The following is a 24268-nucleotide window of genomic DNA, read 5'->3' on the forward strand; positions in this document are numbered from 1 at the left end:
TAAGATACAACTTTGACATTAAAAGATGACGCAACTTTGCTACAAGGCAAGACAATTTTTTTGCCATACCAGTCCGTTTTTTTTGATGCCGGTCAGCAGAGTTCAATTCGTCCAGAGTTCATAAAAGAGAAAAAATCAGCTGAATTGATTGCCCCTGCAGGCGTGACAGGGGTATCATCTTACGGATACGGACCTCACGAGTCACGGAACTGAATCCAGCCAGGGAATCTCCATGAAAATCTTAAGCATACTTCGTTTGACCACGCTTGTCACCTTCGCCTCACTTGCAGTCAGCCCGTTTACACTTTTACTCTCACAGTCAAACGCAGATGAAAAAACAGATGCTCCTCCCTGGGCGGTACTGCAACCGGCCCCCGATCCGCGACCTCTGCCTCATACAAAACCGCTCATCTTCCCAGGTGATCTCAGTGAAAAAATGATTGCCGGCATCGATAAGTTCCTGCTCAAACAGATCGCACAGGCAGCCAATAAACGACCTAAGCTGTGGAACCGGGATCTCTCTTCACCGCAAGCTTACACGAAATCAATCGCCGACAAACAGGCGGAACTCTCCGCCATGCTCGGTCTGACCGATCCGCTGGTGACAGGACGCATCTCTTATATCGGCGATGCCTCTGATCAACCTGCGAAAGCATTCACGCTCCATGAAGTCAGCTGGCCTGTATTAGATGATATGCAGGGTACGGGCCTGTTACTGATTCCCAAAGGAACCATCCGCGGTGACATCATCGCGATCCCGGAAGCCGACCAGCTTCCCGAAGATCTGGTCTCCGCAAAAAAGCCGGCGGACGCTTATGCACAGCAACTCGCGCGTTCCGGTTTTCGCGTCTTGATTCCCACTCTGATCAATCGGGAAAACAATCAATGGAAGATGAGCAACCGTGAATGGGCTCACCGTCCTTCGTTCGAACTGGGTCGCACTCTGGCCGGCTATGAAACGCAGAAAGTCATGGCGGGCGTCAGTATTCTGAAACAGACCAGCGGGGATGAAAAACGCCCCGTAGGAGTCATCGGCTGGGGTGAAGGGGGAAGGCTGGCTCTCTACGCGGCGGCCCTGGATTCACGCATCGACGCTGCCGCAGTCTGCGGTTACTTCGGTTCGCGACAGTTTCTCTGGGAAGAACCCGCCGACCGCAATGTGTTTGGCCTGCTCAATGTATTCGGCGATGCGGAAATCGCCAGCCTCGTCGCGCCGCGGACTTTGATCATCGAATCGGGCAAATATCCCGAATACGGTTTCCGCACCACCGCCTGGGGTGAACTGGAAGTCAAGCAGGATGGTTATCCTCCTTTGAAGGGTAAACCGGGACGGTTACTGGTCCCCGATAAAGACGAAGTCAAAACCGAAGTCGCGCGGGCCCGTGAATTCACCGCTGCCCTGAAACCACAGGCACCCACATTGACACTCGTGGATTCTAAAGTCCCCGTCTCACAGGAAACACTCGCCGCATTGATTCAGAGCCTTGTTCCTGACGCGAAACTCGCAGAATCATCCAAACCTCTGGAACTGAAATCACGCGCACAGGCCAGCCAGCGTCATGACGAACAGCTGGCAGAGATCCTCAGGCATAATCAGCGTCTGTTACAGTTGGCATATGAAACCCGTATTGAATTCATGAAGAATCTCAAAACCGATTCGTTGGAAAATTATAAGAAATCGGTCGAACCCTATCGCAAGGTTTTCAGCGAAGAGGTGATCGGCGCCTTCGACCTGGAACTGCTGCCCGATAACGCCCGCAGCCGCAAATTCCAGGTCGGCCCGAAGACGATCAGCTATGAAGTCGAAATGGATGTCTTCCCCGACGTCACCGCCTATGGCATTCTGACCTTACCCAAAGACCTGAAGTTGGATGGCTCAGAACAGCGGCCTGTCGTTGTCTGCCAGCACGGTCTGGAAGGACGACCGCAACACACGGTGGGCGAACAAGGTTATCGCGCTTACAAATCGTTCGCCACGCATCTGGCGGAACGGGGCTTCATCACCTTCGCTCCCCAGAACCCTTACGTATTGTTCGATCGTTTTCGCACACTGCAGTTCAAATCCCAGTCCATCGGCCGAACCCTGTTTTCGATCGCAGTCCCCCAGCATCAGCAAATCACAGACTGGCTCTCGACGCTGCCGTTTGTCGATGAAAAGCGGATCGGCTTCTATGGGATTTCCTACGGTGGAAAATCAGCCATGCGAATTCCTCCGCTGGTCAAGAATTACGCTCTTTCAATCTGCTCGGCTGATTTTGGCGAATGGGTCTGGAAGAATGCCGCCACCGACCAGCGTTCGCTACGATACAGTTACGCCAACAAAGGGGAATACGAAATCTTCGAATGGAACCTGGGCAGTACCTTCAACTACGCCGAGATGGCCGCCCTTATCTGCCCGCGTCCCTTCATGGTGGAACGCGGACACTTTGATGGCGTCGAACCTGATGACCGCGTCGCACAGGAATATGCCAAGGTACGATTTCTCTACCAGGCTCAACTGGGCATCGGCGATCGTCAGGAACTCGAATTCATCAAAGGCCCGCATGCCATTCACGAACAGGGTTCATATGACTTCTTACACAAGCATCTCAACTGGCCCGCCCCCAAAGAGTCAGACTGAGACTTCACGGACAGCATTACTTGCCTGCATACAATGCATAAAATTTCGTCTCTGTGGAATGGGGAAACGTGACCCGTGCCGCCAGCTTTTTGCCGGCCGGTAACGGATTGTTTCCAGACCAGACAATCGGCGTACGGGTTCCCGCTTTGGTAATGCGGGCAGCATCTTTACCGGAGTAACCGGGCAGAGGTTTGTCGAATTCATCGACCAGTTCCACCGTTAAGGGATTCTCTATTGAGACCCCCTCCACATTCGTAAACAGTTTCAGATCTCCTCTGGTTTCAAAGGGAGCCGTCACAAAGTGGGCTGAGCTGTCTTCGACCCTGGGGGAGAGATAGCCAAATCCGTCCCGCCTGAGGGTCGCCAGTCCGATCTCCATATTCTTGAGTTTTCCGCCTGTGTCCCAGTGGGAATACCACATCAATGTTTTATCACCCCGATTCACAAATGCATGCCCCTGCAGCAGCGCGATGTCATCCCACTCCCCCTGCTTTCCTCGGGCAATGACACTATGATCAGGTACGGGCTCCCGGAAGTGAATGCCATCATCGCTGACGACCAGTCCCAGATCAATCGTCACTCCTTTGTTCCAATGTTCGCCTTTTGGTGGTTTCTTCGGGGCATCCTGCCACATCCCATATAAGCCGACCAGCACATTCCCTCGATTCCAGATACCCGCTCCCATATGTGTCTGCTGACCGGGAATCGGCTTCGCCGTCAACTGACCCGGCCGAGCGAACGAAAGCGCTTTCGCGCGGGACCAGTGATCGAAATCGGAAGATCGGTAAGCCAGCATTACCCGACCAACATCAGAGCCGTCCATCCGCCAGCTCCAGGGCGAAAGCAGCTGACCGTTGGCATAATAAAAATTGCCGAACTGATACAGGCTGGAGACTTCGAACCGTTCGCCCCCCGCATTCGCAGGACGGTCACCAACAACATCCCACGTTAATCCATCGGCACTGGTCGCGGCGACGAAAGCACCCCAGCGACTTTCGTTCGGCCCGATTTTACTCCGCCCGCCACGCACCTCGGCAAACGGGGGATGTGCTATATAGACACATTTAAAACGGCGCTTCGGGTCAGGGTCATTGGCATCATACATCACACTGAGAAAATCATTCACCTTGGCCAGCGCGGGGACTTCTGACTTGATCAGACAGATATTGTTCTGTTTATTTCCATTGAATTCCACCAGATTGAGTTTCGGTTTGGTCCAGTGAATCCCGTCATCACTCTCGGCATAACACATGGGCCGCCACCAGCCCGGCGCCTGGCCACTTTTGATCGCGGTCTCGAACATCCCCAGGTACCACATGCGAAATTTCCCGTCCCTGTACATCACACTGCCGTACAGAATCGCATGCCCATGATCGGGTGCTCCTTCCGGTCCTCGACGCAACACGGGATTGGCAGGATGCTTCTCGGCCGTCACCGGAGTCAGTTGCAGATTGTTCCGCCAGGGAATCGCATGGTCATCAAATGAGAAAAAGACCGCTTCGTCCACTTCCGGCCCGCGGTCCACTGAAACCGTCTGGGCGGAGAGCCCGGCAGATACTCCCAAGAGTAATACAATTGACAGACAGGCAGGAAGGCTTCGTTTTAAAGTTTCGAATGGCGAGACAAGCATGGTTTCTCTTTCGTTTTCATTCAGTTTCGTCAGGGAAGGAGAGATCGTACACGTGCGGTAGAAAGTTCGCTTTCAGGAATGGTTGATTGCTTCAGTTTTTTCAGATCAGCACCGGAGCCGGTCTCTGCAGTGAGACTGCTGATCCATTTCGATTGCAGTTCCTGTCCGGTCAGCTGCTGGAACTGACTGAACTGCGTCGGAGTAAAAAAGGTTTTGTCGACTCGCAGGCTCAACAGATCGTAGCAGTTCCGATCTGCCGTCCATGTGACATCTTTCCAGATCAGCATTTCGGGCTTCAATGGTTCTTCGGCGTTAGTACCTGCAGCCAGATAGTCATAAGCCACTTTGGATGAAGGGATCACAGCAGCACTCACAATCAGCGAATCATGCAGTCTCACGTCGCCACCGGTCGCCTGAAAGTTGAGTCCCATCAGCGTCACATGGCTGGCGTCCAATACACAGTTGCGGGAGACGCGGACTTCGTTTTTATCGGCCACCCGCCGGATGAAGACATTTTTCATTGTCAGGTTACAGGGTTGCTCAGGATCATCGCGGCCCACCATCAGCAACGTCCGCACCGCCGAAGAGAGCACCACCGAATTGGTCAGCGTATAGCGGCCCGTATCCAGAAAAAACAGATCGAAGCCCAGACAGTCGCGGATAAAGACCCGGTTGTAACTGGTTCGGCTGGCTCCGGTATCGCAGATCCCCGTGGAATTGCCGATCGACACAAAACCATCCACGCGGTACTCGGCTGTTTCGTGAGCGCTGATTCCGTCATCGCCACACTCGATCGCTTTAATATTCTCAAACAGAACATCTTCACAATGACCGTGAATATTGAAGCCATCGTTGTAGGGATGAGTACAGGTCAGATTACGTATCACCAGATGCGCATTGTGATTCTTTCCGGAACCGCCAAACTGGACACCAGCAGATCGTACCGGGACGCGAAGATTCTGCTCACTCAGCTGGGCTCCCGAGGAGAGTTTTAAATAGAAGGCTCCGGTGACCCGAGTACTCTTTTCTGCCGGTTCTGTCTGCCCGGCTGGTGCTGTCTGTTTCACAAACGTCCATTCCCCCGGTTGCAGATCTTCGGGCTTTTTGAAATCTTTGCTGGGCCCTTTCGCTGTGCGGCCCATGTGCACCATCTTGCCGTTCCAGAGAAAAAACCAGCGTTGTAGAATCGCATCATTCAAAGTCGGCATCAGATTCTCGCAGCGATACAGGTCTGGCTTGACTTCCTGCCACCGCGTAAGATCAATGGGATCGGAACCTTCCAGGGTCGCGCCATGTCCGTCGAGGGTGATCGGCTTTTCCGGTGTTCCCTGCTTGCCATAAAAGCCTGCATACTCGTGATAGACGATAGGCAGTAGATGGATCGTGTCGCCGGGTTCCGCGATGCGAATCGCCTGCCGAATTGATTTGAGCGGCCCTGCAGTTGATGCATCATTCCCGTTGTCCGGGTCGACATGAATGTCGCGGGCAACGGCAGTGCTACTGGCCAGCAGAACCAGGACTACTGACAGGTAAAGGAAGCCAGTTCCATTCAGATTCAGGAAGTATCTTCGCATGAAAAACGCTCGGGTGAAAAAATTCATTTATTTAGCTGGCGGGTTATCAGGTGTACCCACTCGTTTCAGAAACCAGTTCGCCGCCAGATCAGTAGAGCCCGCAGGAACCGTGTGCCCTTTTGGCTCTGCGATCACATGCAGATCGACCTGGCTCTGCCCCCCTTTCTCCAGTCCGGCCTTGGTAATACTGCGGGCCAGTTCAATGGATTCGTCTGTTCCGACGCGTACATCACGATCACCGATGACAATCCAGACGGGACGCCCCGCAAGTTTTTCCGAATTTCGAATCATACTCAGCGATTGCACCATTTCATTTTTGGCCCGCGATTTGAATTCGTTCAGGACCGTCAGATCTGTCACCGGTGCAAACGCGGCAACTCCCTTTATACGCGGATCGTTGGCGGCAAACTGCAACGCCAGGTAACCGCCCCGCGATGTGCCACACACGCCGACATAGTCTGCATTGGTCTGACCGCCGGCAATCAGTTCGTCGAGCACCTGACTGAGCCGTCGGTTGTTGTCGGCGACGAAGTCATCCCCCTGCTCACAACGATAAGCCCAGCCACTCAAACCCGTTGGCTCGGGAGGTCGATGCTGTTTGCCGTGACAGGGAATGTCGACCGAAACCAGCAGATAACCTGCTTCCGCCAGCTGGTTTCCACACTGTCGAAAATAGGGGCTGCCCAGTGTACTCTCCATCGTGCCCGCCAGAATGAAGAGTGTCGGCGTGGGTTGATCAGGCAGTGGTCCCCAGGTCGCGAACACAGTACCCGCTTTTGTTTTGTGAATTTCAACAGCTGGTTCTGCTGCCGACAGCGTCGACGTCATCATTACCAAAGTCAATCCCAGCCACAGTCCTTTTGAGAACTTGTTCATGATGTCATTCCTTAGATAAACTCAGCCGTTATTTTCAAGTGGTCTTTTTCTGATTCAACCAGTTACGTGACTGCATCTGCATCATCGTACGGGCCCGATTGGAATCACGATCCTGAATCGCAGCCGCCAGCTCCTGATGTTCCCAGATCATTCGTTCGCCCGTGGTTTCATCGGACTGATATTCCTGATACACCGATTGAAAGAAATTGACCAGCACTCGCTGCATGCCGGCTATCAGTGTGGAGGATGTCATCTGCAACAACAGTGAGTGAAAGGCGATGTCCCGCTCGGCAATTTTCTCGGTCTGATCACTGCGAATTGCTAATGCCATCTCATCTGCCAGTTCACAGAGTTGCTGACATTGCTCATCGCTGCCATTACGAATGGCCAGATCGACGGCGCCCATCTCGACCACATACCGCAACATCGATAACTCGGAAACATCCTGTTCCGAATCAAACAGGGAAGGCAGGCCCAGCTGCAGCAGCCGCAGTGGATCGGGACGACGCACAATCAGACCGATGCGCTTGCGGCCTTCCAGGAGGCCGATGGCCGTCAGCCGACTGACCGCCTCCCGCGCCACCGTCCGCGAAACATGGTATTCTTCCGCCAGGTCTGATTCGGTCATAAAAAACGCCCCGTCCGCGAGACGTTCTGACTGAATCCGCTGTCGAATCCGCTCTGCCAGCTCGTCAGACTGGGTAATCTGGTAATTGATTTCGGCCGACATATATACTATTTATTTTCCACATAAAACAATATTATTGATTTACAACGTGTATTTTTATGATTAAATAGTATCTATTCTAATTTTAATGTCAAATCTTTTTTCGAGAACGACCATGATTTCCCTTCCCGATCTGGCAGCATTACGTCGATTTGATACTCCCACGATCTGCAACGCGATTGAGCTGTTTGAAGTACGATCCCGGGCCGCGGGATATATGAATCGGGAGATTGCCGCCTGCTTTCCGGAATTCCCCCCGATGGTCGGTTACGCGGTCACCACTACCTTTCGTTCCTCAGCAGCAGCGGACAGTTCGGTCGATCCTGGAATCTCGGCCCGATTGATCAGTTCGTTCGCAGACTTACCCGGTCCGGCTGTGGTCGTCTTCCAGGATCTGGATGATCCCCCGGCAGGCGCGACGTTCGGTGATGGGATGTGTCTGACTTATAAGACATTTGGTGCAGTCGGCCTGATTACATCCGGTGCCGCCCGCGATATCGATAACGTCCGCGCCCTCGACTTCCCCTGCTTCAGTCATGGGATCATGAGCGGACACGGGTATTGCCACTTCGAAGCAACCGGCGTACCTGTCGAAGTGGGGGGACTCACCATCCAACCCGGCGATTTACTGCACGGCGACTGTAACGGCGTGGTCACGATTCCACATGAAATCGCCGCCGCTGTCCCTTATGCCTGCGAACAGTATCTCAAATATGAAGCGCTCGTACTTGATCCCCTGCGTGAAGGGTCGGCGGATCTGGCCCGGCATCAACGGGCAATCCAGGAAATGATCGCGCGACTCAACGAATTGAAAATCGAGCTGAAGACTATGATCCAGTCCTGATAACGACAATAAATTTTTTTAACGAGATTCAGCATGAATCAAATTTTTGTGAATCATTCATGGTGTCGGATTGTAACGACGCTCTCGATCCTGATCGGAATCAGTTCGTCGCAGCTCTTCTCAGCTGAAACAGAGACGTCTCCCCCGGAAAAAATCACGCGACACCAGTATTCTGATCCACAAACGGGCAAGAGTACTTCTTATCTGCTGTACCATCCCGACACAATGTCGAATAATAAACCAGCATCACTGTTAATCTATCTGCACGGTGCGGGTGGATCGCTCAAAAGTTATAATTATTCACGCCAACCCTACCAGAAATTACGCAGTAAGTTGTCTCAACGTGAATTCTATGTCGTTGTTCCTGAACTGGGTAAACTGCACTTTATGAATGAAGCCGCGAAACAGGCCCTGGATGGTGTGACTGCGCAGGTCCTCAGCGAGCAGAAAATCTCAAAAGATCGTGTGCACATTATGGGCACCAGCATGGGGGGAGGCTCGGCACTCGCTTACACCCTGCATCGCCCTGACCTGATCCGTTCCGTCTGTGCAGTCATGCCCATGACCGACTTTGCTGACTGGATCAAAGAGAACCCCCGCTACGCGAAACCGGTCACCGCCGCTTATGGCGGTTCACCTCAACAGGTACCCGATGCGTACCAGGCTAATTCAGCGATCCAAAACGTCGACACGTTCCAGAAAATTCCGGTGATGCTGATCCACGGCCTCAAAGACCGCACCGTGCTGCCCGGACACAGTCAGAAACTGGCAAATCGCTTACACAATAAACAGTATCACTGCGAACTGGTAATACTGGATGACCTCGCACACTCGGATGAAGTCATGCGCAGTGTGCAAATCAAAGCTGCTGATTTCTTCGAGAATGCCATGAAATAATCCTCCGCTTCTTTACAGGACTGATCACAATGTTGAGAACCAAACGACTGCGTTTCCCGCTAAGCCTGTTTCTCGTCTGCCTGCTGGCAGCGGTCAGTATCGGCCATGCTGAAGATGCGAAGCCACAGGCTCGAACACTGCTGCTCGTCGATGATCATCACATTTTGTATCGCGCGGGGACTAAACGCGTTTTTCATCAGACGAGCGCCTATGCAGAAAATCCGGTCGTCCGGGAAGATCAGCCCTGGGAACTGGCTATCGCCTGGTCTTCGATTCATCGCAATCCACAGACAGGAATCTACCAGTTGTGGTACCAGGCGTACGCCGGCGGTCGCGACCCACGTAAGACGCGTCGCTGTGTCGTCTGTTATGCCGAATCGGAAGACGGCATCCACTTCACCAAACCCATGCTGAAACTGCACGATTTCAAAACTGACAGGAAACCCTGGGAGGATTCCTTTCCGGAAACCAATATCGTGCTGCTGGCGTCGGGAGGTTATGGCGACCGCTATTGTAATTCGGTCCTGTTTGAACCGGAAGAAACGGACCCAGGCCGACGATATAAGATGCTGTATTATGACTTCTCTCCCGATGACAAAAAACAGGAATGGCCCGGCTGGCATGCCGCCTTTTCACCGGACGGTATTCACTGGTCGAAATCGCCACGTAATCCTCTCAACCAGACCGCTTACGGCGGACGTACACTACAGCCTCTGTTCGCTGAGGAAGATCCTTATAAAGAACAGTGGGACAAGCGTAAAAACTTCATGCGAAAGCAGTGGCTACTGCCGCTTTCAATGTCCGATGCGGTCGACGTGTTTTATGATCCGAAACAAAAAGAATACGCCGTCTATGGGAAATGCTGGCTGAATGGGCCTGATGGAGGACTGGCCTGGAAACACGCGATGGCCCGTTCCAGCAGCAAGGATTTTCTCTCCTGGTCGGCTCCCGAAATTGTCTGTTCTCCCGATGATCAGGACGCGACCAACACGGAATTTCATAACTCGCCCGTCTTCTTTTACAATGATTGCTACTTCTGCCTGAACCAGATTTTGCGGGCACGTGGCGAAGCAGTCGGTGCGAAAGCAGATCTGATGCATATCGAGCTGATGATCAGCCGCGACGGCATACACTGGGAACGCCCCTGTCGCGATCTCTCATTTATTCCGCAACAGCCCTTTTCCAGTGGCGGCATCTTTACAAACGCGACGCCCGTGTTTCTGCAGGATTCGATTCGCTTCTATTATGGAGGCTACACCAGCGGTGCGATTGGGGGAGGCTCTAAACTGACTGACGCCAGCCAGCAGAGTGGCGTCGGGCTGGCGACATTACCCCTGGATCGATTTGCGGGAATTCGTCCTGTGGAATTGAGTGCCCAGTCGACGTTAAAAAAGCCTCTTAAGAATATCGGTCAGGTCACACTCAAGCCACTGGAGCTGAAAGACATTCGGGAGATCACCGTAAATGCAGACGCGACGAAGGGCAAAATCCAGGTGGAACTGTTGACAGCCGCCGGTTTCCGGGTTCCCGGCTTTACGAAAACAGACGCAAAGCCTTTAACCGGTGATTCCCTGACACATCCGGTCGTTTGGAAAAAGCAGACCTTGAAGGATCTGCCTGCAGGCAAATATATGCTGCGACTGCATCTGGATCACGCCGAGGTGTTTGCAGTGACATTAAAGAATTAAACAGTTACTGTTGTTTTATTTTCCTGTTTCCGAAGTCGATTCGGGTAGACTGTCGATTTCCTGCAGAATGCCTTCCGCATCCGACATCAGTTGCGCATAGCCCTGGATATTCCCATTTCGCTGGGCATCACGTGCCTGTTCCAGTTTGTGCGCATATTGAGTTTCCAGTTTTTTCCGCGGATCACGACGCAACCAACCAAACATAATCAAGCTTTCGAACGAAATAGAAGTAAAGAAAACTGAGCTATTGTCCTTTTTTATAGATGAAACAGCGACTTTGACAACCGCAGTATTTCTCGACTCGTTATTTAATCGTTCAATGTTACTTGATCAAGAGTTGCCATTTCGTGAGAAGGAGTTGGCTTGTTCCCGGATGCCCCAGGCTTTGAGCTTTCTCTGCAATGTTCTGACAGACATACCCAGTGATTTCGCGGAATGAGTACGGTTACCATGATTGTAACTGAGTGTCTGCTGAATCGCTCTGCGTTCCAGTTCTTCCAGTCGGATGCCTTCGGGAATCATAATGCCATCATAGACGGCATCTCCATTCCGCAACATGTCAGGCAAATCGTCCAGCGTCAACAACCCGGATTCTGAGAGGACTATCATACTTTCCAGACAGTTACGTAACTGTCTCACATTTCCCGGCCAGGTATGCTTCACAAGATACTGCTGCAGTTCAGGAGACAATTCCGGTCTCTCTCGATGAACCTGTTTACAGATCTGATTCAAAAAGCTGTCTATCAGCAGCGCAATGTCCTCATTCCGCTCCCGCAGTGGCGGTAGTTTCAGATTGATTACATTCAAACGGTAATACAGGTCTTCTCGAAAACGACCTTCCTCAACCAGTTTCTCAAGATGGTGGCTGGTCGCGGCAACGACTCGCACGTCAACTTCTCGATCCTCATTACTGCCGATCGGCGTGATCGTGTGATTTTCCAGAACCCGCAGCAGTTTGGCCTGCGACTCCAGTTTAAAATCGCCGATCTCATCAATGAACAGTGTGCCATGATGGGCCGCTTCAAAACGTCCTCGGCGGGATTCTGTCGCACCGGTAAACGAACCTTTGGTGTGACCAAACAGTTCGCTCTCCACCAGGTGTTCCGGAACGGCAGCCATATTAACGGTCACAAACTGTTCTGCTGCCCGCGGGCTGTTGCGATGCAGGGCCTCGGCAATCAGTTCTTTCCCTGTGCCTGATTCCCCAGTGATCAACACGGTACTGTCCGTCTGCGCCACACGCCGGGCATCCTCAAATATTTCCTGCATCGCCCTGGACTGCCCCACAATATTTTCAAAACCATATTGGGAAGTCCGCAGACGGGAGGGGTTTGTATGGGGAGCGATATTCCTGACAGATTGCAGGCAGGTAATAACGGAATTGATCAGTTTCTCGGAATTCACTGGCTTCTGAAGATAGTCAGCGGCACCGTGTTTCATCGCTGCGACCGCTGCATCGATATTGTCCGAACTCGACACCACAATACAGGGTGTTTTCGGATTGTGACTTTTCCAGTACTGTAACTGCTGCAGACTATCCTGATCATTTTGATCGAGATCAAGCAAGATCAGATCCACACTCTGTTCAATCTGGCGATTCTCCCGTTGTGCATGACTGACCGTGACAGAATGAAAATTATGCTGGCTTAAAAAATCAGACAGAGCGACCTCGCCTGCTTTTTTATCCTCAATGATCAAGATTGTCTGTTGTTTCAACATGTTCCGCTCCCTGCTGTAAGTTTGAAAACATTGGGTTGTATGTTTTGCAAAGCTTGTGCCATTACGGAAAGCTAATGATTTTAGCACTTTCGACCAATTCACCGCGGTAGTTTTTCGATCAGAGTGACCGCTCATCGATCAGACAACCGGGCAATCTGACGCCTTGCCTGTCGTAGCGTTTCCCAGGCGAACAAAAAACCCGAACTGTATCAGAGGAACCCTGGTTCCCCTGATCAACATGGAATATTTTTCTGTCACCGCAGCAAGATAATTCCAGATCTGTTCCAGGCGGTGACATTACGTCATTCAACACTACCAACACTACTAATTCAGTCGGATATCTACTCAAAAATGCATTGTTGGCATTCCAGTTGCGGAACTTGCCAATGATCTTGCTTTATTCACCTCAACTGAAAGAGAGTAGAACATGAATCAACCAATGAACAAAAAGCCCGTACTATTAATCACAGGGGCCGAAGGACTGATCGGTTCTCGGCTGGTTAATGCGTTTTCAGAAGATTATGAAGTTGTCGCCTTCGATCTGGAACCGCTTCCGGCTGAACAGGATCAGCATCAGGCAGACTGGATTCCCTGTGACCTGACAGATGATGCTCAAGTCGCCCGCGCACTGCTCACTCTCAAGCAAAGACACGGCGATCGCATTGCCAGTGTCATTCACCTGGCAGCCTACTATGATTTTTCTGGTGAACCGAGCCCCCTGTATCAGGACCTGACCGTAGAAGGAACCAGACGATTACTACGCGGACTTCAGGAGTTTAAGGTGGAGCAGTTCGTATTTTCCAGTTCTCTGCTCGTTCAGGCTTCTTCTGAAGATGGTCAGCCAATCCGGGAAACGTCTCCTGTCAATGCAGAATGGGATTATCCAAAGTCCAAACTGGCGGCGGAAGAAGTCATCCGGAAAGAAGCCCGTGACATCCCGGCAGTGATCCTGCGTCTGGCGGGCGTCTATGATGAGGACTGCCACTCGATTCCCATCGCTCAGCAGATTGCCCGTTTATATGAAAAACAACTGGAAAGCTACTTTTTCCCCGGTGATATCACCTGTGGACAGTCATTTCTGCATCTGGATGACCTGGTGGCCTGTTTTCAGACAACAGTTGAACGGAGAATCAATCTGCCTCTGCACAGCCTGTTCATCATCGGCGAAGAAGATCTGATGAGTTACGAAGAACTACAGGATAAGCTGGGGCTGTATCTGCATGGTGATCAGTGGCCCGCCATTCGGATTCCGAAGGTGGCCGCCAAAGCCGGAGCCTGGATCAAAGATCAGATGTCCGACGCAGAAGATGCGCCTTTCATCAAACCCTGGATGATCGATCTGGCAGATCAGAACTATCCGGTCAGCGTGCAACGCGCACGCGAGGTATTGGAATGGGAGCCTCGACATCAGCTCCGCAATACCCTTCCGGAAATGACCGAACGCCTGAAATCTGATCCGGAACGCTGGTATCAAATCAACGGTTTACCTGTTCCTCAAGAACTCGAACAACAGGACTCAACGGGAGTCCGAAAATGAGTCAGGCCACGCTCAAAGGCTACCCGGCGGAACAAGCGGATCTGAACGTCACTGTTTCGCCGTTTCGATATAATCCCTCAGCGTGGTCTCAAAGGCTGCCGATTTGCATTCTGGCGCTCGTCGCATTTGTGCTGGCGACGCACATGGCTTTATTTCAATGGCATCTGATAGAGTCACCCTGGGATCCGGTCTTTGGCGATCAGACGCGTCGCGTGCTGGAATCAGATGTGGCCCTGATGATGCATCGCTGGTTCGGCATTCCCGATGCCGCGCTGGGCGCATTAGCCTATCTGGGTGATGCGATCTTTGGTCTGGCTGGCTCGACCCGTCGCTGGCAGTATCGCCCCTGGCTGGTCATCCTGTTTGGAATCGACGTGATTCCGCTCGGGCTGGTCAGCGTGATACTGGTTATCTGCCAGGGGACCATCGTGGGACAGTGGTGCTTTCTCTGTCTGATGACAGCGTTGATTTCGCTGATTCTGGTGGTGATGGCCTACGACGAAGTTTATGCTTCTGTCAAACTGCTGTATCTGGTCTGGAAACGAACGCATGACAAGCAATTACTCTGGTCGGTTCTGTGGGGACAGCCTTCAGAAATCGCAGACGAAATCGCCAGTGAAATGGTGGGTGCTGCCTCAACGCCTGAGAAAGGAAACATCTAATGTGGTCGCGCGTCGTGGAATTCATGCTGGGATGCTGGCTGGCAATCAGCCCGTTTGTTTTCGGTCATGCTGAGTCACAAAGCATGCTCTGGTTTATGGACTGGCTTTGTGCGCTATTGATCATTTCCTTTGCGCTGCTCTCGTACTGGCAGCCCTTGCGTCACATCCATCTGGCAACCGCGTTCCTGGCGGTGCTGATGATCGGTTATGGCCGATTTGCCCAACCAGCGCAATTAATACCGGCAGAACATGTAATACCAGCTTTGCAGAATCATATTCTGACCGGACTGTTACTGCTGATGTTCGCGCTGGTCCCCAACCATGCCAGTCAACCGCCACAAGGATGGTATCGCGAGTCGCACAACTGAGTTCATTCGATTCGAGGGAAAAGAAGGACTAAACTAAAATGGAATCAGCTATCAGCCCGTTTCTACACCCGGCCCTGGATCGCCTGGGAGTCAGTGATGAAATGCGGCACCTGATGATCACCCCTTATCGCGAGGTCAAATTTGGACTGCCCCTGGTCTGTCATGAAGGAGGCTTGAAACTCTACACCGGTTTTCGCGTGCAGCATAATCACAGTCGCGGTCCTTTTAAGGGGGGACTGCGATTTCACCCGGATGTCGACCTGGCTCACTTTCGAGATCTGGCTTCTGTGATGACCTGGAAGTGTGCGCTGGTTGATATTCCCTTCGGCGGTGCCAAAGGAGGAATCAATTGCAACCCTCATGAGTTGAACAGTTCTGAGTTGGAAGTTCTTACCAAACGGTTTGTGGATCGATTAGATGAAATGCTGGGGCCAGATCGGGATATCCCTGCCCCTGATATGGGAACCAGTCCCCGGGAAATGGCCTGGATCATGGAAGCACATTCTAAGGATCATGGTTACGAGCCAGGAATTGTCACCGGAAAACCAATACAGTTGGGAGGCTCCCCCGGTCGACTGGCAGCAACGGGACGGGGAGTCGCGTTGGTGACATGCTGGGCCTGTGAAAATCTGGGGATCGAAGTGCAGGGCGCACGTATCGCCATTCAGGGTTTTGGCAATGTAGGCAGTCATGCTGCGAATTTTCTACATGACTTCGGTGCAAAAGTGGTCGCCATCAGTAATCGACATAGTGGCTTCTACCAGGGTGACGGCCTGGATATTCCCGGTATCATCAAATCAAGAAATGAATCTGACGACGATCTTACACTACAGCAGATCGACTTCGCTGCCGGAGAAATTTCTAACGAAGAACTCCTCGCTTTGGATGTTGATATTCTGATTCCCGCTGCTGTCGAAGCAACCATCCATCAGAACAATGTCGACCAGCTTCGCGCTCGATTGATAGTAGAAGCAGCCAATCTCCCCGTCACGGCTGAAGCCGACGCCACCCTGCAGGAACGAGGCATTCCTGTCATTCCGGATCTGCTGGCGAATGCGGGAGGAGTGACCGTCTCTTATCTGGAGTGGGTTCAGAATCGACAGCGCTACAGTTGGACAGAAAGCGAAGTGAATAACAAACTGGAATCAACGTTGCACAATGCCTGGAAACAGTTGACTGAATCAGCGAAGTCAACGGGCAGCAGCAGACGGGAAGCGGCCTACACTATCGGGACGCAACGCGTCAAAGAAGCGATTGAACTGCGCGGATTTTGATGACACGGCTCAAACGGACATGGAGTCGCTGCAATATAGCCAGATAGAGTCTCAACGAATCGTGAATCGCTCAGAGTGATAACGAGTAATACAAACCCATTCCCCCAAAGTAAAACAACAGCACCAGGGCTGAATCATATCCCATACCCAGAATCGTGCGATCGCGGCGTTCCAGAATCCCCCAGAGATAAATACTGGTAAGTACGATCCCGAGCGCAGCCAGAAAACTGGCAGAGGGATCCATGGCTTCGATAATAGAACCATCACGATAGGCAATATCCGCCGGCAGGAAGAGTACCACTTCCAGCACATTCGTTCCCAGAATATTTGCAACTGCCATACTGTAAGCACCAAAGCGAATCGCAGACCAGGTCGTACTCACTTCAGGCAGACTCGTCGCTAATGCCACCAGTGTGGCTCCAATCAGGCTCTGTCCCAGACCCGTCTGCTCTGACAGCACTTCTCCGGTTCGAGCCACCAGATAGCCTGAAAACAGAACTCCACAAGCTGCCAGAGAAAACCAGAGAACCAGGGTACCCGTCGATACCGACTGGTATTCTGCCTGATGCGCGTCTTTGAGATCCCGATTGGACTCGGGGGGTTCTTCCAGTTCCCCCGCTGGTTTCCAGCGGGGATCCCCTTCATACCGATGAAACGACCAGAGCCCGAAGCCATAGATCACAACCAGCATCATAGACCACATCCCGACCCCTGCCAGTGTGATTAATTCGCCGGTCATCAGAATCATGATGACCAGGCTTAGCATCAGGATCAGAAAAACTCCCTGCAGCAACAACGCTGCTTTGGGTGAAAAAAAAGTCAACGGTCGGTTTCGCAGACAGACGATATCCATACCGGCGAGCACAGCGATCTGCAAAGCGACTCCCCCCAGCAGGTTGTTGCCAGCCAACTCAGCGGCGCCGGATGCACTGGCGGAAATGGTCGTTGCCAGTTCCGGCAGACTGGTCGCTCCCCCCAGCAGCAGTGCGCCTGCAAACGCTTGACCAATTCCAGTTCGATCGGCAATCAGATCCACGTAAAGACTTAATTTTGACCCCGCGTACCAGACACCCGCCGCAAACAGGGTAAAGAGTACCAGATTCAGCCAGATCGAATTTTGTGAGAGATCAAGTAATGACATGATGTGGACAGCAATCATTTTATAATATGGTGAGAGAACCTCGATTCAGTTTAAATGAGAACAACAGCATACTGCTCTGCTTTATATATATACTTTAGGCGAGAAGCAGCCCGCCTTGAAGTCAGTCAGAATGTCCTGCCTCAGCGTCAAACTGTCATGCTCTGCGTGAGAATATCTATCGCATTTCCGTTCAACATCTCAGATTCCAATTGCCCTTCGAAACATACCCCAACCCAGACCAGAGTCCGTGGGGTGCATAGATCAGGTTCAGAATTGCATAGCACGACACAAACTTTTTTCTCATGCCCTGAATCTCATTGGAATTCCCTCTATTGGAATGCCTTTTGCATTCTTTGATTCATGTACCCGATTTGTAATGGAATTATTTCAAGAAGGAGATGAATCATGCATCAAATAACAACCACAGAGTTACGTGGAAAAATGCAACGAAACGAAAAAGGCATTCTGGTAAATACACTGCCTCAGGAATCTTTTGAGAAGCAACATATTCCTAATTCCATTAATATCCCTCAGGATCAGGATCATTTTGTTTCTCAAGTAGAACAGGCGGCGGGCAGTAAAGATCAGGCTGTCGTAGTTTATTGCGCGAATGAGCACTGCAATTCATCAACACAGGCTGCTCAAAAGTTGGAAGCAGCCGGCTTCACCAACGTCTTTGACTATGAAGGGGGAGCAGAGTCTTGGCGAGAAGCCGGTGAGCAGCTTGTCGCAGGTGCGTAGCTTAAATCGTGCTCTTTCGTCGATTTAGTCGGAGTAAATGACTGGGTTCAACCTGGTTTAATTTGAGTGTTAGAGCTGACCTTAGCAGGAACAACAGGGAACCGTTCCTGCCTGAGGTCAGCCTCTCGCTTGCAGAAAGGTACAACAATAATGGATCAGAATGTTAGTGATTCAGGCGAACGACAGAAATCGATCGAGACCCTGCGTGAGATGATTCGCGATATTCATATCGCAATGCTGACGACTCGATCGGAGGACGGTGGCTTAAGGAGCCGCCCTATGATTACAGCAAAACATGAATTTGAAGGACAGCTCTGGTTTTTTACTCACGCGGACGATCCCAAAGTCGGCGAGATTATAAAACAGAACGCGGTCAACCTGGCTTATGCAGACCCGGAGCGAGATTGCTATATCTCCATTACGGGACAGGCGGAGCTGGTGCGCGATCAACAAAAAATTGAGTTACTCTGGACAGATGAGTTGGAGCAGTGGTTTCCCCAGGGCTTCGCAGATCCGAAGCTGGCATTGATCTGTGTGAATGTCTCGGAAGCCGAGTACTGGGATGCGAACCAAAATCAACTCAGGGGCATCTTACAGGAACTCTTTTTTGAAACGGAGCAGGAAGTCAAACATGATCGACTGAAGTGGAGCGATGCCACATCGTAATGGTCTCGATCCTGCTTCAAGGAAAACTGTAGTCACGCCGTTTTCCTGAATCAAAAGCAAAACCCCACTGGATTTAATTTCTATAAAATCCGGTGGGGTTTTGTGATTATTGATGGTACCCGTTGATCAGGCCCTTTTATGTGTCCTGCTTTCCACAAGTTCTGAATCCTGCTGTTTCTGGCTCTGTTGCGCCACCACAGCCTGTTCATATTCCTGCAGTTGTTGAAACAACTCGTGAACTCGAGGTGCCGACGATGCCTGAGACAAAGTCTCATACAGATCGATCAAGGCCTGTCGAAAACGAATATTCAAATCGGTCAGATCATCGAGTGTCATTTCACGCTTGATCACGATCGAATCAATCTGGCGGCGGACTTCTTCGTCAGGGAAATATTGCAACCAGGTATCCAGCACACCTTCCGCAACACGCTTCTCGTACCCTGAAAGTGCGGCCTGCCAGTGTAACTCATGCTGTCGCAACTGTTGTGATAACCATTCTACTGAATCGGAATCTGCTTCCTGCGAAACACGATCTAAAGCCTGGCGCATCTGCTTATGGAATGATTCCACAAGTTCCAGAATGTCTTGTACTTTATGATATGCCATCGTTATTCCTCCTTTATATATAGAGATACTAACTGTATGAGCAACTTATGTACCGGAACGACAAGAGAAATAACCGCCTGTTCTGATCCAAAACAGTGTCATTTCTGCTGAAAACTGATGGCACAACGCTCGTACTGCGCGCTGACCACTCACCAGGATTGAAATTGCTGGTGTGCACAGGTCCAACGGGAAATCGGCTTTTTGTAGACGCCTTCCCGGGATCAGGGTAAACTGGAAGTATCAGACGTCGTTTCCTTATTGTTACTTAAACATTCCTGCAGGAGTCCTGATGTCGCATTTACCATGGAAGCCGATTCGCCTGCGAAATCTTGAACAGGAGATCGATCAGGCATTTGATCAACTGATTTATGGACAGTGGGGGTTATGCCCCCCCAGCGGAAACTGGCAACCAGAAATTGATATTTTTGAGACACTCGACTTTTATCTGGTGGAAGCCGATGTTCCCGGCGTCGATCCGGACGAAATTCATGTGACGGTGGATCAGCATTCCCTGACCATTTCCGGCTGGAGGCGATCCGGCTGCGTGGAGCATTCTGCCCAGGGAGTCTGCATCGAGCGTCGACAGGGGAGTTTTGTCCGTCACATCCCCCTCGACCAGGCTGTCGACCCTTATCACGTCAAACGGGAGAATCAGGCCGGCATTCTGCGTCTGCAAATCCCCAAACAGAAACACAGACCCCCTGCTTAACTGATGAACTGACTGGTGAGAATTAAATGACCGAACAGACGGAATTCCGTGAACTGACCTCTGATGAAGTAACATTAAAACTGGATCCGAAATCGTTCGGTTTTAAATCGACACAGGAACTGGAGCCACTGACAGAAATTGTCGGACAGCCACGCGTCTTGAGGGCTCTGGAACTGGGAACAGGCATCAGGCATCCTAATTATCACATCTATCTTGCCGGACTCGTAGGCACAGGTCGAAACGAACTCATCACCCACGCCCTCCGCGAACGGATTCTGGATGATTCCATTCCGGATGACTGGATCTATGTGAATAACTTCGAAGAACCCGACTGCCCATTGGCCATCAGTCTGCCCACTGGTCAGGGGATACTGTTCCGCTCAGAAATGGAAGCGTTGATTGAACGACTTCAGGAATCCCTACCGAAAGCGTTCAAGGAAGAAGATTTCAGTAATGAAAAAGAAAAACTGCGGCAGATCTACCGCAAACGCGGGGAGGAGGTATTCGACAAACTTCAGAATCTGGCCAGCCAGCATGAATTGACCGTGCAGCAAATGCCCAATGGCGAGATCCTGTTTATTCCTCTTAAAGATAATCGCCCGATGACCCAAAAGGAAATTGAGCAGCTCACACCGGAAGAAATGCAGGAACTGGAAAGCCACCAGGACGAACTGGTGGGCATGGCGGGACGCGTCCTGCAGGAACAGCGGGAAATTCAGCGTCAACTCTCTGTCGATGTCAGGGAAGTGGCACGCCGTTTCGCGATCCAGATTGTCGACCCGCTGGTCAATGAACTCCAGCAGAAGTTCAAGATCCCCAAGCTCAAAGACTGGCTGGCGCGTTTCAAAACTCATGTAATCAGTCATTTGAATCTCTTCCGTGATCTCGCGGATATGCCTCCTCAGGCCGCAGCGATGCTCACGGGTGAAGGTGGACTGGATCCCGAACAGCGTTTCCTTGACTATCGTGTCAATGTGGTGGTCGATAACAGCCACTTAAAAGAACCCCCCATCATTGTGGAAGATGCGCCCAATTATCGTAATCTGTTTGGGACAATAGAACGCGTTGTCGATCGTGCCGGTCGCGTCATTACCAATTTCACACGGATTAAATCGGGCAGCCTGTTGAAAGCCAACGGGGGATATCTGATTGTCAATCTGATGGATGCTTTGGTGGAACCCTTCGTCTGGAAAGAACTGAAGCGGACTCTCAAAAATCAGTCACTGGAAATTCAGGCCCAGGACCAGTTTTCCATGTTTACCGTATCGGCACTGCAACCAGAGTCGATTCCCCTCAAAGTCCGCCTGGTCGCGTTTGGAGAACCGCTGATCTACCATCTGCTGTATCTGCATGATGAAGATTTTCGTGAAATATTCCGTGTGAAAGCAGACTTCAATGACGAACAGGACCGGGATCAGGAGACCGCACTGATTTATGGACGCCTGGTACGCCAGCTCTCGGAGAAAGAAGGACTGCTCCCCTTCAAGGCCTCCGCGGTAGCAGAACTGATTCGTGTCGGATCGAGGCTGGCCAGTCATCAGAAAAAAGTCACTTCCATCTTCAGTCATGTCGGGGACGTCGCCCGCGAAGCCAGCTTCTGGGCCAGCAAAGACAAGAAGAAAGTGGTGCAGCCGGAATACGTACGTCAGGCCATGCAGGAACGCATTTTTCGGTCTGATATGGTTGCTGAGAAAATACGGGACCTGATCGCAGACGGCACACTGCTGATACAGCTGGAAGGAACCCGGATCAGTCAGATCAACGGTCTGGCAGTGGCTGATCTGGGTGATTATGCATTCGGACGCCCTTCCCGACTCACAGCCAGTGTGGGGGTTGGCGCGGCGGGGATCATCAACATCGAACGCGAAAGCCGCATGAGTGGTAACACCTACGATAAAGCCATGCTGATTCTGGAAGGACTCTTACGCAACTTATACGCCAGCGAACAACCTTTGACACTCACAGCCAGCATCGCCATGGAACAAAGTTATGGCGGCATTGACGGTGACAGCGCGTCTGTCGCAGAACTACTCTGCCTGCTCAGTGCCATTGCCGAAGTGCCGCTGCGACAGGATATCGCTGTCACAGGCTCCATCAATCAATGGGGAGAAGTTCAAGCCATCGGTGGTGTGAATGAAAAAATTGAAGGCTTCTTCGATGTCTGTCATGCCTATGGTTTGACGGGCACACAAGGAGTTTGTATCCCCGCGTCCAATGTACAGAACCTGGTACTGCGTGATGATGTCGTGCAGGCAATCCAACAGGGTCAGTTTCATGTCTGGGCCGTTTCCAATCTCAACCAGGCAATCGAACTGTTTACCGGAATTCCCGCGGGAGACGCTTCTGAGAAAAACAGTTTTCACGGCCTGGTCCTGAATCGACTCACCGAAATCGCACAACTCCTGCTGGAACAGAAAATGACCGATACAGGTCGCCTGCTCTGGATCCCGGGCACTCCCCTCGACCTCCCCTCTGATCCACGGCCCCCCTTGCCAGGACAATAAATTCTGCTGGGTCGATGCCGCTTTCAACCCTTAAGCAGATTTACCTTTTCCGCTGCGCCCATTCCACTTAATCATGCAAGTACTGTTTATTTCCTGAGCAGATCCTCTCGCAAAGTCACGCAGACGCCTGTCACGGTTCTTTTGCATCGTCTCTTGAAACCAGCAGCAGTTAATTCAACGTAAAGCTGTTTTCTAAAGTACCTTACAATGATTCGTATCGCGATCTGCTTCAGGACGCCGGTATCAGTTCAACCAGTAATTCAGCCTGAACCAGAGGCAGAAACATTATTTTAACTTTATTTCCTAATAATCATTAACAATGGCATCCGAATTGCATAAACTATCTCTCATGTCTGTAAATCCTTCCTTCATTATCCTCACAGGACTCCTACCATGCTGCATCCAAAACCTCGAAAACGTGGCTTCACATTGATTGAATTGCTGGTGGTGATCGCCATCATCGCCATTCTGATCGCGCTGTTACTGCCTGCAGTGCAACAGGCGCGCGAAGCAGCCAGACGCTCCACCTGCAAAAACAATATGAAGCAGCTGGGACTGGCCATGCACAACTACAATGAAATCTACACTTCATTGCCAATTGGCACACAGACGGGGTCCTATCCCAACTGGCGTGTCGCTATCCTGCCTTACATTGACCAGGCCAATGTGTATGCTCAATTAACGAGAGCCAATGGCTACTGGGCGCACTCTGGTTTTCCCGGCAATACGGTTCTGTATTCCGTGAGGTTACCCGTTTATAAATGCCCTTCGAATCCAGGCGGAATGACCAATATTACGGACTTCAGTCTGTCAAAGAGCAATTCCGATTCCAGCCTGCAGAGTATGATCATTGACTACGTCGGCATCTCGGGCGCCACTCCCGATCCGGCTGGCCGTACAAATGTCTGTACGGGTGACGTACTGGCCAGCAGTTCCAGCAACTGCAACTCCGGCATGTTGATCCCTTATGTCAGCAGACGTTTTCGTGACTGTACCGACGGAACCTCCAACACGATACTTGTTGCTGAACAGTCCGGTCTGGTGAATGGAGTTCAGAAAAGTGCGAATGCACTGGGTGCCTGGCATGGCTGGGCCAATGCCACTCTGTCAACCTGGAACGCAGGCACCACTTTGCCAATGGCTTCAGGTGGGTACTACTATGCAGCCGGCAGTACAACAGTCCGCTACCCTCCCAACTCGTACTGGAAATCGGGTGCCCCGACTCAGGGTGCCAGTGCCTACTCGGCAAATACCATACTCAATTCGCATCATACTGGAGGAGTCCATGGGGTTCTGACTGACGGATCTGTTCGATTTATTTCCGAGAATGTCGATATGGATACTCTCAGACAACTCTGCGTCCGTGACGACGGAAAAGTGATTGGCGAGTATTAAACCATCGTTCCCGTATTCCCTGACAGATTTTGCCTGTGTGCCCTCTGTCAGGGAAATCATTCACAGTACACTTTATCAAATATTCAGCTC

21 protein-coding genes are annotated in these 24268 nt (G+C 51.4%); 13 read left to right on the plus strand and 8 right to left on the minus strand.

Annotated features, from left to right (window positions below; genetic code table 11):
* Positions 1-232: 232 nt before the first annotated feature.
* On the plus strand, positions 233-2620 hold the full coding sequence (locus tag Pan161_RS20435) for a dienelactone hydrolase family protein (protein ID WP_145230327.1): 2388 nt from the start codon (positions 233-235) through the stop codon (positions 2618-2620).
* Positions 2621-2636: 16 nt separating this feature from the next.
* Here Pan161_RS20435 and Pan161_RS20440 read toward each other — a convergent pair whose 3' ends face one another.
* From Pan161_RS20440 to Pan161_RS20455, 4 genes are read right to left on the minus strand one after another with little or no spacing between them, the layout of a single operon-like run.
* Positions 2637-4250 carry a glycoside hydrolase family protein gene (locus tag Pan161_RS20440; protein WP_145230329.1) on the minus strand — a complete coding sequence of 538 codons (1614 nt, stop codon included), beginning with the start codon at positions 4248-4250 and terminating at the stop codon, positions 2637-2639.
* A gap of 29 nt (positions 4251-4279) precedes the next feature.
* Complete coding sequence (locus Pan161_RS20445; RefSeq protein ID WP_145230331.1) at positions 4280-5824, minus strand: hypothetical protein; 1545 nt, start codon at positions 5822-5824, stop codon at positions 4280-4282.
* A 27-nt stretch (positions 5825-5851) separates the two neighbouring features.
* A complete protein-coding gene (locus tag Pan161_RS20450) occupies positions 5852-6700 on the minus strand; it encodes an alpha/beta hydrolase family protein (protein ID WP_145230332.1) in 849 nt (282 codons plus the stop codon).
* A gap of 34 nt (positions 6701-6734) precedes the next feature.
* Positions 6735-7430, minus strand: a complete 696-nt coding sequence (locus Pan161_RS20455; protein ID WP_145230335.1) for a FadR/GntR family transcriptional regulator — start codon at positions 7428-7430, stop codon at positions 6735-6737.
* A gap of 112 nt (positions 7431-7542) precedes the next feature.
* Between Pan161_RS20455 and Pan161_RS20460 the strand changes: the two genes are divergently transcribed.
* Genes Pan161_RS20460 through Pan161_RS20470 form a run of 3 tightly spaced genes read left to right on the plus strand, consistent with a single transcriptional unit; the run spans position 7543 to position 10856 of the window.
* Entirely contained in the window at positions 7543-8271 is a 729-nt protein-coding gene (locus Pan161_RS20460; RefSeq protein WP_145230337.1) for an RraA family protein, read from the plus strand.
* 33 nt (positions 8272-8304) lie between these two features.
* Complete coding sequence (locus Pan161_RS20465) at positions 8305-9168, plus strand: alpha/beta hydrolase family protein (protein WP_145230339.1); 864 nt, start codon at positions 8305-8307, stop codon at positions 9166-9168.
* 29 nt (positions 9169-9197) lie between these two features.
* Positions 9198-10856 carry a hypothetical protein gene (locus Pan161_RS20470; protein WP_145230341.1) on the plus strand — a complete coding sequence of 553 codons (1659 nt, stop codon included), beginning with the start codon at positions 9198-9200 and terminating at the stop codon, positions 10854-10856.
* A gap of 15 nt (positions 10857-10871) precedes the next feature.
* On the opposite strand, the gene Pan161_RS20475 is transcribed toward Pan161_RS20470, so the two are convergent.
* Positions 10872-11060: a DUF6435 family protein gene (locus Pan161_RS20475; protein WP_145230343.1), complete on the minus strand. Its 189-nt coding sequence runs from the start codon at positions 11058-11060 to the stop codon at positions 10872-10874.
* A gap of 126 nt (positions 11061-11186) precedes the next feature.
* Positions 11187-12575: a sigma-54-dependent transcriptional regulator gene (locus Pan161_RS20480; protein WP_197995437.1), complete on the minus strand. Its 1389-nt coding sequence runs from the start codon at positions 12573-12575 to the stop codon at positions 11187-11189.
* Between the two features lie 427 nt (positions 12576-13002).
* Between Pan161_RS20480 and Pan161_RS20485 the strand changes: the two genes are divergently transcribed.
* Genes Pan161_RS20485 through Pan161_RS20500 form a run of 4 tightly spaced genes read left to right on the plus strand, consistent with a single transcriptional unit; the run spans position 13003 to position 16416 of the window.
* Complete coding sequence (locus Pan161_RS20485) at positions 13003-14112, plus strand: NAD-dependent epimerase/dehydratase family protein (RefSeq protein WP_145230347.1); 1110 nt, start codon at positions 13003-13005, stop codon at positions 14110-14112.
* Positions 14109-14774 carry a vitamin K epoxide reductase family protein gene (locus tag Pan161_RS20490; RefSeq protein ID WP_145230349.1) on the plus strand — a complete coding sequence of 222 codons (666 nt, stop codon included), beginning with the start codon at positions 14109-14111 and terminating at the stop codon, positions 14772-14774. Before Pan161_RS20485 ends, Pan161_RS20490 begins: the two co-directional genes overlap by 4 nt.
* Positions 14774-15142, plus strand: coding sequence for an SPW repeat domain-containing protein (locus Pan161_RS20495; RefSeq protein WP_145230351.1), 369 nt, complete (start codon positions 14774-14776; stop codon positions 15140-15142). The genes Pan161_RS20490 and Pan161_RS20495 overlap by 1 nt, the downstream gene beginning before the upstream one ends.
* 38 nt (positions 15143-15180) lie before the next feature.
* On the plus strand, positions 15181-16416 hold the full coding sequence (locus tag Pan161_RS20500) for a Glu/Leu/Phe/Val family dehydrogenase (RefSeq protein WP_145230353.1): 1236 nt from the start codon (positions 15181-15183) through the stop codon (positions 16414-16416).
* Between the two features lie 70 nt (positions 16417-16486).
* On the opposite strand, the gene Pan161_RS20505 is transcribed toward Pan161_RS20500, so the two are convergent.
* On the minus strand, positions 16487-17557 hold the full coding sequence (locus tag Pan161_RS20505; protein WP_232103354.1) for a sodium:calcium antiporter: 1071 nt from the start codon (positions 17555-17557) through the stop codon (positions 16487-16489).
* A 405-nt stretch (positions 17558-17962) separates the two neighbouring features.
* Here Pan161_RS20505 and Pan161_RS20510 point away from each other — a divergent pair, with 405 nt between their 5' ends.
* Complete coding sequence (locus Pan161_RS20510; RefSeq protein ID WP_145230357.1) at positions 17963-18298, plus strand: rhodanese-like domain-containing protein; 336 nt, start codon at positions 17963-17965, stop codon at positions 18296-18298.
* 150 nt (positions 18299-18448) lie between these two features.
* Entirely contained in the window at positions 18449-18964 is a 516-nt protein-coding gene (locus Pan161_RS20515) for a pyridoxamine 5'-phosphate oxidase family protein (protein WP_145230359.1), read from the plus strand.
* Positions 18965-19090: 126 nt separating this feature from the next.
* Here Pan161_RS20515 and Pan161_RS20520 read toward each other — a convergent pair whose 3' ends face one another.
* Positions 19091-19570: a hypothetical protein gene (locus Pan161_RS20520; RefSeq protein WP_145230361.1), complete on the minus strand. Its 480-nt coding sequence runs from the start codon at positions 19568-19570 to the stop codon at positions 19091-19093.
* 289 nt (positions 19571-19859) lie between these two features.
* Here Pan161_RS20520 and Pan161_RS20525 point away from each other — a divergent pair, with 289 nt between their 5' ends.
* The 3 genes from Pan161_RS20525 to Pan161_RS20535 all read left to right on the plus strand — a co-directional run bounded on the left by Pan161_RS20525 (position 19860) and on the right by Pan161_RS20535 (position 24178).
* The gene (locus Pan161_RS20525; RefSeq protein WP_145230363.1) at positions 19860-20279 is read left to right on the plus strand and encodes an Hsp20/alpha crystallin family protein; all 420 of its coding nucleotides are present in this window, start codon (positions 19860-19862) and stop codon (positions 20277-20279) included.
* A 26-nt stretch (positions 20280-20305) separates the two neighbouring features.
* Positions 20306-22783 (plus strand): Lon protease family protein, encoded by a 2478-nt coding sequence (locus Pan161_RS20530; RefSeq protein ID WP_145230365.1) that lies wholly within the window; start codon positions 20306-20308, stop codon positions 22781-22783.
* A gap of 393 nt (positions 22784-23176) precedes the next feature.
* Positions 23177-24178 (plus strand): DUF1559 domain-containing protein, encoded by a 1002-nt coding sequence (locus Pan161_RS20535; RefSeq protein ID WP_145230367.1) that lies wholly within the window; start codon positions 23177-23179, stop codon positions 24176-24178.
* The last annotated feature ends 90 nt before the right edge of the window (positions 24179-24268 follow it).

It is taken from the genome of Gimesia algae, from assembly GCF_007746795.1.
In the GTDB taxonomy this organism is placed as follows: Bacteria; Planctomycetota; Planctomycetia; order Planctomycetales; family Planctomycetaceae; genus Gimesia; species Gimesia algae.

What these genes read in the sequence shown, in the direction of transcription:
- Pan161_RS20460 (WP_145230337.1), top strand. Translation starts at nt 7,543, where the DNA reads ATGATTTCCCTTCCCGATCTGGCAGCATTACGTCGATTTGATACTCCC.
- Pan161_RS20490 (WP_145230349.1), top strand. Translation starts at nt 14,109, where the DNA reads ATGAGTCAGGCCACGCTCAAAGGCTACCCGGCGGAACAAGCGGATCTG.
- Pan161_RS20510 (WP_145230357.1), top strand. Translation starts at nt 17,963, where the DNA reads ATGCATCAAATAACAACCACAGAGTTACGTGGAAAAATGCAACGAAAC.
- Pan161_RS20435 (WP_145230327.1), top strand. Translation starts at nt 233, where the DNA reads ATGAAAATCTTAAGCATACTTCGTTTGACCACGCTTGTCACCTTCGCC.
- Pan161_RS20495 (WP_145230351.1), top strand. Translation starts at nt 14,774, where the DNA reads ATGTGGTCGCGCGTCGTGGAATTCATGCTGGGATGCTGGCTGGCAATC.
- Pan161_RS20520 (WP_145230361.1), bottom strand. Translation starts at nt 19,570, where the DNA reads ATGGCATATCATAAAGTACAAGACATTCTGGAACTTGTGGAATCATTC.
- Pan161_RS20480 (WP_197995437.1), bottom strand. Translation starts at nt 12,575, where the DNA reads ATGTTGAAACAACAGACAATCTTGATCATTGAGGATAAAAAAGCAGGC.
- Pan161_RS20515 (WP_145230359.1), top strand. Translation starts at nt 18,449, where the DNA reads ATGGATCAGAATGTTAGTGATTCAGGCGAACGACAGAAATCGATCGAG.
- Pan161_RS20475 (WP_145230343.1), bottom strand. Translation starts at nt 11,060, where the DNA reads ATGTTTGGTTGGTTGCGTCGTGATCCGCGGAAAAAACTGGAAACTCAA.
- Pan161_RS20535 (WP_145230367.1), top strand. Translation starts at nt 23,177, where the DNA reads ATGCTGCATCCAAAACCTCGAAAACGTGGCTTCACATTGATTGAATTG.
- Pan161_RS20455 (WP_145230335.1), bottom strand. Translation starts at nt 7,430, where the DNA reads ATGTCGGCCGAAATCAATTACCAGATTACCCAGTCTGACGAGCTGGCA.
- Pan161_RS20525 (WP_145230363.1), top strand. Translation starts at nt 19,860, where the DNA reads ATGTCGCATTTACCATGGAAGCCGATTCGCCTGCGAAATCTTGAACAG.
- Pan161_RS20450 (WP_145230332.1), bottom strand. Translation starts at nt 6,700, where the DNA reads ATGAACAAGTTCTCAAAAGGACTGTGGCTGGGATTGACTTTGGTAATG.
- Pan161_RS20500 (WP_145230353.1), top strand. Translation starts at nt 15,181, where the DNA reads ATGGAATCAGCTATCAGCCCGTTTCTACACCCGGCCCTGGATCGCCTG.
- Pan161_RS20485 (WP_145230347.1), top strand. Translation starts at nt 13,003, where the DNA reads ATGAATCAACCAATGAACAAAAAGCCCGTACTATTAATCACAGGGGCC.
- Pan161_RS20505 (WP_232103354.1), bottom strand. Translation starts at nt 17,557, where the DNA reads ATGTCATTACTTGATCTCTCACAAAATTCGATCTGGCTGAATCTGGTA.
- Pan161_RS20440 (WP_145230329.1), bottom strand. Translation starts at nt 4,250, where the DNA reads ATGCTTGTCTCGCCATTCGAAACTTTAAAACGAAGCCTTCCTGCCTGT.
- Pan161_RS20530 (WP_145230365.1), top strand. Translation starts at nt 20,306, where the DNA reads ATGACCGAACAGACGGAATTCCGTGAACTGACCTCTGATGAAGTAACA.
- Pan161_RS20465 (WP_145230339.1), top strand. Translation starts at nt 8,305, where the DNA reads ATGAATCAAATTTTTGTGAATCATTCATGGTGTCGGATTGTAACGACG.
- Pan161_RS20470 (WP_145230341.1), top strand. Translation starts at nt 9,198, where the DNA reads ATGTTGAGAACCAAACGACTGCGTTTCCCGCTAAGCCTGTTTCTCGTC.
- Pan161_RS20445 (WP_145230331.1), bottom strand. Translation starts at nt 5,824, where the DNA reads ATGCGAAGATACTTCCTGAATCTGAATGGAACTGGCTTCCTTTACCTG.